This window comes from Leuconostoc inhae (assembly GCF_019656015.1).
Lineage (GTDB): Bacteria > Bacillota > Bacilli > Lactobacillales > Lactobacillaceae > Leuconostoc > Leuconostoc inhae_A.
In genome coordinates, this window is record NZ_BPKW01000004.1 from 90,073 (window position 1) to 102,907 (window position 12,835).

The window sequence follows — 12,835 nt, forward strand, 5'->3', positions numbered from 1 at the left end:
TAGTTATTAGTTTGCTTGTTTTAGGATGGTGATTTGTGTTATTTTAATAGGTTTAACAGGCGTTGAGCCTTCGCCACCGGATTTAACTTTTGCTGATGCAATTTTATCAACAACAGCCATACCTTTGATAACTTGTCCAAATACAGTGTAACTACCATCTAGTGATGGATTACCACCTTTTTTATAAGCATCAACTATTTTAGAGGGGTATTTATTTTTGTCAAAATCTTGCGTTGGTTTTTGCGGGTTTTGGTTAATGAAGAATTGCGAGCCATTTGTATCTGGACCTGCATTTGCCATAGTTAAAGCCCCACGAATATTGTACAAAGATTGACTGATTTCGTTTTTGAATCCATGACCACTGTCAATACTTTTGTTTTTATCGTGCCAGATTGAATTACCACCGGTGCCATCTCCCTTGGGATCACCACCTTGAATCATAAAGTCTGCAATAACACGATGAAATGAAGTATTATTATAATAACCATTTTTAGCATGTGTCAAAAAGTTTTCAACTGCTAGAGGTGCATACTGATTAAATAATTTTAAAGTTATTTCTCCAGCTGTGGTTGTCATTCTTACTTCACTCTCGTTGGCTGTAACTTTATTCTCTAACTGAGGTAAGGCAACATTGTCTAATTCAGGATCTTTTTTGGTCTGGGTTGATGATGAAGCAGCTGTTGTGGTTGTATTATTATTGGCATTTTGATGTGTCGTCATCATTGAAATACCAACAATTAATGCAATTAATATTGTGCCCATAGCTGCGAGTATGACATATTGTTTTTCTTTTTTCATGTTGTTATCCCTTATATACGCTCAATAATATGCGCTTGTACAGTTTCTGTGATATATGTTGCTTGTTTAAAATCGTCGCGTATTAAATTACGAGTGTAAGTTTGCCAACTAATTGGAGTGTTATTAAATTTGATAATTAATAAACCGCCATGTGTTAAACGAGGTAAAACACAATCAATTTGTTCAAGATAATTTTCTGAAAAATCGTTGTTATTTTGTGCGTCACTTGAATAATCAAAGATAGCAATGCTTGCTTGATTTTTTTTGCCTAGTTCTGTAACATAGCTGGAATCAATGTTTTTACCAAGTAGCGTAACGCGCTCGGAAAGGCCACTCATGAACAGGGACGTGGCAGCTGCATTGGCGTTATCTTTTGTTGCCGTGTAACTGATCACATGGCCTGTTGTACCAACTCTTGTGGCCAAAAAACGTGTGTTAATACCGTTTGCAGTGGTTGCATCAACGACTACGTCACCAATGTGAACCGTTTGTTCGATTAATTGGTGAACTAGTGCTTGTGCGGTCGGAATCATGTGTGTTTGCCTCCAATTTGAAAGATATGCTGTGATAGGATGAGTAAGCCATAACCTAATGCTAATCCAGCTAAAATATCACTAGGATAATGTACATTAACATAAATACGGCTTGTCGGAATAGTAATAATTAAGATCAATAACATAGTAACTGTGATATATTTTAATAAAGAACTTTGTATTTTCGTTTGTATAATAATAATTAAGCTACCATATAACAGGATGGCTATCATCGTATGCCCAGATGGAAAACTGTAACCATGTTCAGATAGTAGTTGTGGCATTGGTCGTGGGTTACGAACAAGATATTTAATAATTTGTGTCACAACGCCAGCAAACAGAATGACGTTAACTAGTAGAAAGCTTAATAAACGATATTGACGATGATAAATAAAAAATAATGATAGTATCAAGGTTAAGATAGATGTAAATGTGACACTACCAAATTGTGTGATGTCTATAAAGAAAATATCTGCGAAAACGGAACGATGTTGAATTAGCCGTTGCCCTGCAGAATTTAAATTATTGAGCCATTGTGACTGACATATAACACCTATTAAAAGGCCTATAAATAGAGTAAAGGCTAAAATAACAGATAAAAATCGAATTTTAGGTTTTATAATCATAGTATATAGTATACCTGATTTCACGGAAACGTGATATAATTAGGACAATATATTTGACAATAGTACACGTTCGCGAAGCATTAGAAAATAAACGGTGTTGCAAGTTTATCAATCAACAGGTGGAACTCGGTCAGAAAAATTGAAAGTGAACTAACAGTAGTTTTCAGCGTGTTGTCGCGTTAAGGCATTTGAGACGTATTGATACGTGAACATAGGTGGTACCGCGATAATTCGCCCTTGTCACACTTTTTTAGTGTGACAAGGGGGGATTTTTTAATTGTCAAATAAAAGTAAACCAGGAGGAGATGCAGTTATGTCATACCAGAAAAAGTAGGCATTGGCTGCATTAAAGATAATATGTCATACGAACATCAAACAATTGAACAAAAATGGCAAAAGTATTGGGATGAGAATCAAACTTTTGCAACAACAGATGACACAAGCAAGCCAAAGTACTATGCGATGGACATGTTCCCTTATCCATCCGGTCAAGGACTTCACGTTGGACATCCAGAAGGTTATACTGCGACAGACATAATGAGCCGTTTTAAACGAGCAAATGGGTTTAACGTTTTGCACCCTATGGGATGGGATGCATTTGGTTTACCAGCTGAGCAATATGCGATGAAAACTGGCCATAATCCAGCGGATTTTACAAGCCAAAATGTTGACCATTTTCGTGAACAAATTAAATCACTTGGTTTATCGTATGACTGGAACCGTGAAATCAACACCACTGATCCAGCGTATTATAAGTGGACACAATGGATTTTTGAAAAATTGTATGAAAAAGGTTTGGCATATGAGTCAAATATGATGGTGAATTGGGATCCAATTGATCGTGTTGTTTTGGCAAATGAAGAAGTTATTGATGGTAAATCGGAACGTTCGGGTAATAAGGTTGAACGTAAGGCGCTACGCCAATGGGTTCTTAAAATTACAGCGTATGCTGATCGTCTAGTTGATGATTTAGATGAATTAGATTGGCCAGAGGCGATTAAGGAACAACAACGTCATTGGATCGGTCGTTCAAAGGGCGCTGCGGTATTTTTTAATGTCGCAGATTCAGATAAGAAAATTGAAGTTTATACCACACGTCCTGATACATTATTTGGCGCCTCATACATGGTTTTGGCACCAGAACATACCTTAGTAGATGACATTGCCACAGAAGAGCAAAAACAAGCAATTAGTGATTATCGTGCGATTATGTCGGCTAAAACAGATCTTGAACGTACAGACTTAAATAAAGATAAAACAGGTGTTTTCACTGGCGCGTATGGTGTCAATCCAGTTAATGGCGAGAAACTACCTATTTGGATTGCTGATTATGTTTTGGCTTCATATGGTACAGGGGCAATAATGGCTGTTCCTGCACATGATGAACGAGACTTTGAATTTGCACAGAAGTTTAATCTAGAAATTAAACCCGTCATTGCTGGTGGAGATGTTACAAAAGAGTCATATACAGGTGATGGACTGCATATCAATTCTGATTTTTTGAATGATTTAGACAAAGAAACGGCCATTAATACAACTATTACATGGCTTGAAACACATAAATCAGGACATGCACAAACTAATTTCCGACTACGTGATTGGATCTTTTCACGACAACGTTATTGGGGAGAACCAATTCCAGTGATTCACTGGGAAGATGGGACAAAAACTTTGGTACCTGAAAAGGAATTACCACTGTTATTACCACATGCGACAGAGTTGAGACCTTCTGGTAGTGGTGAATCGCCATTAGCTAATTTAACTGATTGGTTGGAAGTGACACGTGAAGATGGCGTGAAGGGCCGTCGTGAAACAAATACTATGCCACAATGGGCAGGTTCTTCTTGGTATTTCTTGCGCTATATTGATCCACATAATGCAGAAAAAATCGCAGATTTAGATAAATTGAAATATTGGATGAATGTTGATTTGTACGTTGGCGGTGCAGAACATGCTGTGTTACACTTATTGTACGCGCGTTTTTGGCATAAATTCTTATATGATTTAGGGGTTGTTCCTACCAAAGAGCCGTTTCAAAAATTGGTTAACCAAGGTATGATTTTAGGTTCAAATCATGAAAAAATGTCAAAATCAAAAGGAAATGTTGTTAATCCTGATGATATTGTTATGGCATTTGGTGCAGATACGCTGCGTGTTTATGAAATGTTCATGGGACCATTAACACAAAACAAGCCGTGGTCAGAAGAAGGTATTACTGGATCAAGGCGTTGGCTTGATCGCGTTTGGCGTCTGTTAATTGATGATGAAGGACACGTTCGTGATCAGGTGACGACGTCTAATTCTGGCGGTTTAGACAAAATATATCATCAAACAGTCAAAAAAGTGACTGAAGATTTGGAAAATATGCGTTTTAATACAGCTATTTCTCAAATGATGGTATTTATCAATGAAGCTTATAAATCTAAAACGTTACCAATTAATTATATGACAGGTTTTGTTCAATTATTGGCACCTATTGCGCCGCACCTGGCTGAAGAATTATGGGTACGATTAGGAAAAGAAGCATCAATATCTTATGTGGCTTGGCCGCAATATGACCAAGCACAATTAGTAGATGATACTGTCGAAATTATATTTCAAGTAAATGGTAAAGTACGTGGTAAGGCAACAGTAGCGCGTGATATTGATAAAGATAGTATGATTGCGGCTGCAAAATTAGATGATAATGTTCAAAATTTCATAGCAGAAAAAACGATTCGCAAAGTTATCGCGATACCTGGTAAGTTTGTTAATATTGTTGTTGGATAAATAAATTATTATGAATAATTAAAGTGATAAAGCTGGTGTTTGTTGCCAGCGTACATAATTTAAGAGGAGTACACAAATGGCGGATGAAGAGCGTCCAAGTGATCTGAAAATGCGAAGTCAACATGTTGACAAAATTAATGTTGATGGTCAAATATTAAGTGCAGATGAAATATTAGCGCGTGCGCAACAACGGGTTCAAAAGAAGCAACAACCAACATCGGGTGTAGACAAACAAAAACTACAAAAAAGGCCGCTAACGCATGATGAAATTGCAGCAATTAAAGCTCAAAATAAGCACTCTCGTCAGCAAATTATTAAGAAAAAGCCAAATCTTGTTCAAGCTCAAAAATCAGATCCTTTTTCTGAAAAGGTACCCACGATAGATACGAAACAAGAAGCAAAAGATAGTAATCAAGCAACACTAGTAAAGGGATCAGCTTGGTTGTCTGCTGGTAATATTGTGTCTCGTATATTGGGAGCAATTTATATTGTACCTTGGATGGCGTTACTTGGTTCTAATTCTAACCGTGCGAATGGTCTATTTGCACAGGGATACACGATTTATGCGATATTTTTAGCTATTGCGACGTTTGGTGTACCTGCCGCAATTTCAAAATTAGTGGCAGAATTTAATGCAAGACACGATGTGTATCAATCTCGTCAACTCATACGTCAATCTATGATATTAGGTGTCGCATTAGGCATTGTATTTGGTTCTGCAATTTATCTTTTAACCCCAGTACTTGCTATGGGAAATGCTAATTTTATTCCAGTTTTACATTCACTAGCACCAGCGGTCGCTATCTTTCCGTTGATGTCGATGCTTCGTGGTATATTTCAAGGCTATCAGCTCATGAGTATTTCGGCGTTGTCACAGGTTGTGGAACAAATCGCGCGTGTTATTTACATGCTAGTCACAACAGTTATTATTTTGCGAGTTAACCCCGGAAATTGGAGCGGCGTTGTTGTACAATCAACTTTTGCTGCATTTATTGGTGCTATATTTAGTATGTTAGTGCTTATCTGGGGATGGTTCAAATATCGTTATATTTTGATTAAGCCTTTATCTTTAAATACAGAGCATGTTAAAAAGCCAACGTTAAGTTTAATTTTTAACATTTTAAAAGAATCATGGCCATTTATTATTATTGGATCGGCCATTACATTGTTTCAATTAGTTGATCAGTATACGTATTTTAATGTTATGAGTCATTTTTTTGCGAATACCAATACGCAACTACAAACACAGTTTGCCTTATTTAGTGCCAATCCTAATAAATTAATTATGATTATTGTTCCTTTTTCAACAAGTATTGCAGCGACGGCATTACCAATGTTGTCTGGCAGTAAGGCAACTTTGACACGGGAAAATATTCAAGACCAGTTAAAACAAGTGATTAAATTGTTCGCATTGGTTATGTTTCCAAGTACATTAGGGATGTTTGCCATCGCATCGCCACTTTACAAAATGTTTTATCCAATTGATGTATCAAACCAAGAGGGTATTTATTTGCTACAATTTTCAACAATATTAGCAATCGCATTTAGTTTGTTTATGTTATTGGCGTTTGTACTTCAAGCGTTATCGGAAGTGTCAATTGTTATTAAGGCTTTTGTTTTTGGTTTGTTAGTCAAACTGGCACTCCAAGTGCCTAGTATTCGGTATTTTGAGGGTATGGGAGCTTTGATAGCAAGTATGATTGGTATGGCGATTGCGATAGCTTATATGCTTGATTATCTTAAATCAGCCTATGACGTATCATTATCTTCTGTTGGCCACGAACTTTGGCAATTATTTATTGGTGCAGTAGTGATGGCAATTATTTCTTATGCAAGTGTATTTGTTATGAGCAACTTTTTGTTCCCAATGGACACAAAAATTTCAGTTACCATCACTGCTCTGATTAGTGCTGCTATTGGTGGTATTGTTGTCATACTCTTGTATTTACGTATGGGATTTGGCGACGATCTATTAGGAAATAAAATAAGACATATACCAGCTAAGTTACGACCAAAGCGATGAGCTTATCATCGCTTTTTTTACGCGTTAATTGGATAAAAAATGATTAACAGGCTATTTTTAAAGACGCAGTTGGTGTATGCTAAAAATAAGATTTGTGCTTAATGGAGGCGTAAAATGACAATTCAAGACACACAAACAATATTGCAACCAGAACTTGTTAACCAATTAGAACGTAAAATTTCATATTTAAGGGATTTACAGTCAGCTATTAAAAATAACCAAATCTCACAAGTTTATCAATTATTGGACCCTCACAAATTGAATGATAATGTCAAAAAAATATCATCTGAAGTATCTATGGTACAGTTAGAATATTTAATCGCTGATATAAAAAAAGATATTGCAGCGTTTTTGGCACCTGAATTAATTAACTATGTTGTGACTAATTTTAATTTTTTGACATTGGCACCTGTTGCTGAGGATGCGACGAATTATAATGTTTATTTAGGAGACTGGTGGGACCATCGGCAAGTAGGAACTTTAAATGTGTTATCAGTTATGATGACAAGTGATGATACGATTTTTTCCGAACTCATAGAAACGGCTAAGTTACCTGAGGGGAAGACAATTAATGCAACTAAAATTCAAGAGTTAAGAGAAGTGATTACTGGTTTAGAGTCATTCTTAGCGGACAATACAAAGCGTTCATTAGAGTTACAGGTTATTGAAGATCAACTATCCGAAATATCTGCTAATAAATCAGGACTGTTTGGACGTAGCGACAAAGTGACACGAGAAGCATTAGAAAAAAAACAAGAGTTATTGATTGCAACACAAAAGCGTGTGCCAGAAGTTGAAGAAAAGCTGAGCAAGCAACAAGAAGATTTGTTAACATTTGAAAAAGAAGATGCACTGCGTCAATTAGAATTACAGGCAATTTTAGCACATTATGTCGATGTGCCAGAATTTAGCGCAGCATTGCAGAATATCTATGTGTCATATATGACTAAATTAGATTAGAAATAGTGAATAATGGATAAATTTGAGACAAAATTATATAGTAATCAATTAAAAGCAGATTTAGATTTGTTCAATCGGTGGCAAGTTTTAATTGATGCTTTAAGTACAACTGACAACATGCCAGAATTACTTGCTATTTTGCAAAAAATTCTAGCCTTTGATAGTCACCAATCTAAAATGGTTCGTATTGACAATGAGTATTGGTTTCCAACGACACACTGGGTAACCATTGCGTTTGCAAAACTTTCCGAACAAGCATCATTGTCGTCAACTAAGGTTGTTTTACCTAACGCACAAAAAGTTGCGGAATTACATTTTGCTGAATGGCCAAATGCTGCCTTTCGTTTTATGCAAGCACCACTTGCTGCGGGTGGATATTATTTAGTAGAAACAGCGCAAAATTTAAGAGTATTATATTGGGATATCATGCATAAACGTTTTTATTTAGACACAAATCAGTTTGCCAAACTGGTTCAAACACAAGCTGTGCAGTTAGCAGGCCTTGATGCTTTAGCTACATTTCAAAAACGATTAACAGCAATTGCCTCGCAGTTCATTGAAGTAGCATATGATATCATGTTACCGGGTCTTGACGCACAGAAACAAGTTGGTTTGGAAATGATTCAAAAGGATTTATCGACAAATATTTTAGATAGTTTGTTTGTTCTTGCTGCCAAACAACAATTTATTTTAAAACGAATGACAGGCGAAAAAAATGGCGCTATCATTACAATTGGTGAAGTATCACTCAAATTAACACAGCATGACATCAATGATGGGCATGAGCAATGGACTTATGATATTATAGATGATAATAAAATTGTCACAATATACACATTATTTCAGCAATTACCATTTTTTTATCAGTGGTATAGTGATCATTTAACAGTTGTTGGTTTAAAAGATAAGCGCGAAGTATTTGTAGATTAACACAGACTATGAGAAAATAGTATAAGGCGTTTTTAGTTTGACTGGTAGACTGTTAAACTAAAAATGCCTGCAATAGAAAGAGGTAGTACGTATGACATTAATTATTATTATCGCTGTAGTTGCATTAATTGCGATTATTTGGATTAGTATTTACAACAGTTTGATTAAATATCGTATGCAAACCAAGGAATCATGGAGTCAAATTGATGTGCAATTGAAGCGCAGAAATGACTTAATTCCTAACTTAGTTAACACAGTTAAAGGTTATGCTGATTTTGAAAAGACAACGTTACAAGCAGTTACAGACGCACGAACAAATGTTAACAGCGCACAAGGACCAGCAGCAACGATGGCAGCTTCAGATCAGTTATCAGGTGCGTTGACACACTTATTTGCTGTTGCTGAAGCCTATCCTGATTTAAAAGCCAGTGCTAATTTTACAAAACTGCAAGAAGAATTAACCAACACTGAAAATAAAATTGCGTATTCTCGTCAACTGTTTAACACGACAACAGCAAGCTATAATACAAAGTTGCAATCATTTCCTAGCAATATTATCGCAGGCATACATCATTTTGAACCAAGTGAATTTATTGCTGTACCAGAAACTGAAAAAGAAGTACCCACGGTTAAATTTTAATGTTATATGAGCAAATACAATCAAATAAGCGCCGAACCATTGTGCTTTTGGTTGGCTTTCTCATTCTAGTTGGCATGGTAGGTGCAGCGGTAGGGTACATGCTATTAAACTCGCTCACGACGGGAGTCGTAGGTGCGTTAATCATTGGTGCAATTTATACTGTGATTATGATTAGTAATTCTACTAACGTTGTTATGGCAATGAATCATGGTAGAGAAATTACTCAAGCTGATCAAGCACCGGAGTTGTGGCACACTGTTGAGGATATGGCTATGGTTGGACAATTACCTATGCCACGTGTATTCATCATTGAAGATGACAGCCCTAATGCTTTTGCGACTGGCAATAATCCTAAAAATGCTGCCGTTGCAGCGACTACAGGGTTAATTGCAATTATGGATCGCCATGAATTGGAAGGTGTTATAGGACATGAAATGAGCCATGTCCGTAATTATGATATTCGTATCTCAACAATTGCGCTAGCGCTGACCGCAGCAATTACATTGTTGACCAATTTAGGCAGTAATTGGTGGTTTTTTGGTAGCGGTGACCGCAATCGTGATAACCGTGACAATAACAGTAGTGGTGGCGGTTTGCAAATATTGCTTTTTGTCTTCTCTATTACTGTGATGATCTTAGCACCGTTAGTGGCTGCTATGATACAAATGGCTATTTCACGTAATCGTGAGTATTTAGCAGATGCTGGTAGTGTTGAATTAACACGTAATCCAGAAGAATTGATTTCTGCGTTACGCAAGTTAAATTCAGCAAAGCCTATGCAAAATGTTGACCCATCATCAGCGGCTTTATATATTAGTAATCCACTAAAGAAAAAAGAACGTTTATTTGATACCCATCCACCAATAGAAGAACGTATTGCACGTTTAGAGAAAATGTGAGAAAGCCAGACAGTGTAATGTCTGGCTTTTTGAATGTTATTAACAGTGAATATATTGCAAATTAAGGGTTGATTTTTCTCATAAAAACCGGTAAAGTAATACCAACAACTAAATCATTTGTTTGCAGATATATCGCTGGAAAATGGCCGGCAGTTTCTACCACGTCCCAAAATTCGTGACTATCCGCAAATGTCAGGGCATATCTATGATATTGTCTAAGCATTTGTGGATCTGTGTATCCCAAGTGCTTTTTTTGTACCAAGTATTTGACTATTATTATTTACTTTTCGGCGGATCAGTTAACAATCGTGTTAACAAAAAGGCCAACTAGACAAGCCGTGATAAATAATGGCATAAATGTATCGATGATATTTCTGATGTCCGAGGTACTTTATCTTATTAGAAGTTGCGTTTAAAATCGGAGGATCTCATGCAAAAATTTTTCTTAGATGACGAAAAGCCTAAATTCAGTGCACGCAATAAGTTTGCAAAAATGGGCTTAACGTTTGATGATATCAAGTTGGTTTATGATCAAAAAAGAGTCGTCAAGGTTGATGAAGTGACTGTTGAAACTAGTCTGACACCAACTTTGAATTTGAAGTTGCCTTTACTTTCTGCAGCAATGGATACCGTAACAGAATCACGTTTCGCCATAGAATTAGCCAAGCTTGGTGGTTTAGGAGTCGTTCATAAAAATATGACGATTGCTGAGCAAGCAGATGAAATTAAGCAAGTTAAAGTAGCAAAGTTTGATGTTGAGACATACCCTAATGCTGCCGTTGATTCACAAGGTCGTTTGTTAGTTGCTGGTGCCGTTGGTGTAACATCTGATACAGTGAAACGTGTTGAAGCGATGGTTGCTTTTGGTGTTGATGCGATTGTACTAGATTCAGCGCACGGTCATTCAGAGGGCGTTTTGCGTAAAGTGTCCGAAGTTCGTGATGCTTTTCCTGATATAAACATTATTGCGGGAAATATTGCGACGACAGATGGTGCGGCAGCGTTGTATGATGCTGGTGCTGATGTTGTTAAAATAGGTATTGGACCAGGATCGATTTGTACAACGCGTGTTGTTGCAGGTATTGGTGTACCACAAATCTCTGCTGTTCGCGATGCAGCTATTGAAGCTGCTAGACGTGGTAAAACTATTATTGCTGATGGTGGTGCTAAAACATCAGAGGATATTGTCAAAGCCCTTGCTGCTGGTGGAAATGCAGTGATGCTAGGTTCAATGTTCTCAGGAACAGAAGAAACACCGGGCGCTATTTTTGAAGATAATGGTAAAAAGTACAAAACATATCGTGGCATGGGATCTATTGCTGCCATGGAAGCCGGATCTAAAGATCGTTACTTCCAAGGTGAAGTTAATGAGGCAAAGAAAATGGTACCAGAAGGTATTGAGGCACGTGTGCAATACAAAGGCGCATTGGTTGATATCTTAACAGGAATCATGACAGATGTTCGTGAAGACATGGCTAAAATGGGTACTAGAACAATCACTGATTTAATTCAAGACAATCATATTGCTCGTGACATCGATAGCATTGATTACGAAGCAAAATTGTCAAAAGTTAAAAAACAAGTTGTCATTCCAACATTTTAATAATAAATTCACGGAGAAAAAACATGTCTGAAAATAATGAAAATCAAGGACTTGGCTATGACCAAGTCTTGCTTGTACCAGGTGCTTCAAATGTCTTACCTCACACAGTGTCACTTGCAACAAGGCTAGCTGATGATTTTATTTTAAACATACCAATTATTGCAGAAGCAAATGGCGTAGCAACTGATGGACGCGCAGCAGCAACGGCATTGAACGGTGGTTTGGGAGTTATTGCTGAACAAGAAGATATTTCAGCTCAGATGGCTGCTATTTCTGCAGCTAAGTCAGTAGAGGTTGACCATGAAAAGTACCCTAATGCCTTTGTAGATGTACAAGGACGTGTTAGAATTGCTGCAGAAGTTTGGTTGATAACTGGGGCACAAGCACGAGTTGAAAAACTCATAGCAGCAGGCGCTGATGCGATATTCTTTTATTTACATGCTGAACTCAATAAAGAAACAAATGATATTGTCAAAGCAGTCCGCAAAGCATTTCCATCAACTTTTTTAGCAGTCGGTGTGATTGAAGCACAAGAGATTGCTGGTGCATTATATCAAGATGGTGTTGATGCTGTAATTGCTGGACGTTCAGTTAACTCTAAATTGCCAAACAACACATTGTATCCGTTTTTAACAACAACGATGGCTATTGCTGAAATGGCAACTGAATTTGATAAAGCGGTTATTTCAACAGGTGGCGTACATTATTCAGGTGATGTGGTTAAAGCTATTTCAGCTGGTGCTGATGCAACGTTAGTGACAGATTTATTAAAGGGTGAAGTATTAGAAGCAGACGGTACTTTTGCTGGTGGGAATATGTCGATTGATGATGCAATATTCCAATCTGATGGTGGCTTGCGAGCTGGCATGGGTTATACTGGTTCATCAACCATATTGGACTTGAAATTAACAGCACAATTTGTTCAAATTACTGATAATGGTTTGCGCGAATCGCATCCACATGATGTTGAAATTACTAAAATTGCACCTAATTATGCAAAATAATTAGGCTCTTAGACATAAAAAATAGACACTTTTGAATATAGAGGAGAGTA

At 37.0% G+C, this 12,835-nt stretch carries 11 protein-coding genes and 1 riboswitch; of the genes, 8 read left to right on the forward strand and 3 right to left on the reverse strand.

Translation table 11 applies throughout. The features are described from left to right. Positions 1-6 precede the first annotated feature (6 nt). The 3 genes from K5Q14_RS02885 to K5Q14_RS02895 are packed head-to-tail and all read right to left on the reverse strand — an operon-like array spanning position 7 to position 1,957. Complete coding sequence (locus K5Q14_RS02885) at positions 7-798, reverse strand: peptidylprolyl isomerase (protein ID WP_220734332.1); 792 nt, start codon at positions 796-798, stop codon at positions 7-9. Positions 799-809: 11 nt separating this feature from the next. After that, positions 810-1,331, reverse strand: a complete 522-nt coding sequence (locus tag K5Q14_RS02890; protein WP_220734333.1) for an SAM-dependent methyltransferase — start codon at positions 1,329-1,331, stop codon at positions 810-812. Beyond that, a complete protein-coding gene (locus K5Q14_RS02895; RefSeq protein WP_220734334.1) occupies positions 1,328-1,957 on the reverse strand; it encodes a phosphatase PAP2 family protein in 630 nt (209 codons plus the stop codon). The genes K5Q14_RS02890 and K5Q14_RS02895 overlap by 4 nt, the downstream gene beginning before the upstream one ends. A gap of 357 nt (positions 1,958-2,314) precedes the next feature. Here K5Q14_RS02895 and leuS point away from each other — a divergent pair, with 357 nt between their 5' ends. The 8 genes from leuS to K5Q14_RS02935 all read left to right on the forward strand — a co-directional run bounded on the left by leuS (position 2,315) and on the right by K5Q14_RS02935 (position 12,785). After that, positions 2,315-4,726: a leucine--tRNA ligase gene (gene leuS / locus K5Q14_RS02900; RefSeq protein WP_220734335.1), complete on the forward strand. Its 2,412-nt coding sequence runs from the start codon at positions 2,315-2,317 to the stop codon at positions 4,724-4,726. 76 nt (positions 4,727-4,802) lie between these two features. Further along, positions 4,803-6,749 carry a putative polysaccharide biosynthesis protein gene (locus tag K5Q14_RS02905; RefSeq protein ID WP_220734336.1) on the forward strand — a complete coding sequence of 649 codons (1,947 nt, stop codon included), beginning with the start codon at positions 4,803-4,805 and terminating at the stop codon, positions 6,747-6,749. 114 nt (positions 6,750-6,863) lie between these two features. Beyond that, positions 6,864-7,709 (forward strand): hydrolase, encoded by an 846-nt coding sequence (locus tag K5Q14_RS02910; protein ID WP_220734337.1) that lies wholly within the window; start codon positions 6,864-6,866, stop codon positions 7,707-7,709. Between the two features lie 12 nt (positions 7,710-7,721). Beyond that, positions 7,722-8,639 (forward strand): hypothetical protein, encoded by a 918-nt coding sequence (locus K5Q14_RS02915; protein WP_220734338.1) that lies wholly within the window; start codon positions 7,722-7,724, stop codon positions 8,637-8,639. Between the two features lie 91 nt (positions 8,640-8,730). Further along, a complete protein-coding gene (locus tag K5Q14_RS02920) occupies positions 8,731-9,279 on the forward strand; it encodes a LemA family protein (RefSeq protein WP_220734339.1) in 549 nt (182 codons plus the stop codon). Further along, positions 9,279-10,178, forward strand: a complete 900-nt coding sequence (gene htpX, locus K5Q14_RS02925) for a zinc metalloprotease HtpX (RefSeq protein WP_220734340.1) — start codon at positions 9,279-9,281, stop codon at positions 10,176-10,178. Before K5Q14_RS02920 ends, htpX begins: the two co-directional genes overlap by 1 nt. Before the next feature lie 105 nt (positions 10,179-10,283). Further along, a riboswitch (purine riboswitch) is annotated at positions 10,284-10,380 on the forward strand. Between the two features lie 228 nt (positions 10,381-10,608). Continuing rightward, entirely contained in the window at positions 10,609-11,781 is a 1,173-nt protein-coding gene (guaB, locus tag K5Q14_RS02930; RefSeq protein WP_220734341.1) for an IMP dehydrogenase, read from the forward strand. Positions 11,782-11,804: 23 nt separating this feature from the next. Further along, positions 11,805-12,785: an IMP dehydrogenase gene (locus K5Q14_RS02935; protein WP_220734342.1), complete on the forward strand. Its 981-nt coding sequence runs from the start codon at positions 11,805-11,807 to the stop codon at positions 12,783-12,785. The last annotated feature ends 50 nt before the right edge of the window (positions 12,786-12,835 follow it).

Coding starts and splice junctions, on each gene's coding strand:
- K5Q14_RS02885 (WP_220734332.1), bottom strand. CDS start 798: ATGAAAAAAGAAAAACAATATGTCATACTCGCAGCTATGGGCACAATA.
- K5Q14_RS02890 (WP_220734333.1), bottom strand. CDS start 1,331: ATGATTCCGACCGCACAAGCACTAGTTCACCAATTAATCGAACAAACG.
- K5Q14_RS02895 (WP_220734334.1), bottom strand. CDS start 1,957: ATGATTATAAAACCTAAAATTCGATTTTTATCTGTTATTTTAGCCTTT.
- leuS (WP_220734335.1), top strand. CDS start 2,315: ATGTCATACGAACATCAAACAATTGAACAAAAATGGCAAAAGTATTGG.
- K5Q14_RS02905 (WP_220734336.1), top strand. CDS start 4,803: ATGGCGGATGAAGAGCGTCCAAGTGATCTGAAAATGCGAAGTCAACAT.
- K5Q14_RS02910 (WP_220734337.1), top strand. CDS start 6,864: ATGACAATTCAAGACACACAAACAATATTGCAACCAGAACTTGTTAAC.
- K5Q14_RS02915 (WP_220734338.1), top strand. CDS start 7,722: ATGGATAAATTTGAGACAAAATTATATAGTAATCAATTAAAAGCAGAT.
- K5Q14_RS02920 (WP_220734339.1), top strand. CDS start 8,731: ATGACATTAATTATTATTATCGCTGTAGTTGCATTAATTGCGATTATT.
- htpX (WP_220734340.1), top strand. CDS start 9,279: ATGTTATATGAGCAAATACAATCAAATAAGCGCCGAACCATTGTGCTT.
- guaB (WP_220734341.1), top strand. CDS start 10,609: ATGCAAAAATTTTTCTTAGATGACGAAAAGCCTAAATTCAGTGCACGC.
- K5Q14_RS02935 (WP_220734342.1), top strand. CDS start 11,805: ATGTCTGAAAATAATGAAAATCAAGGACTTGGCTATGACCAAGTCTTG.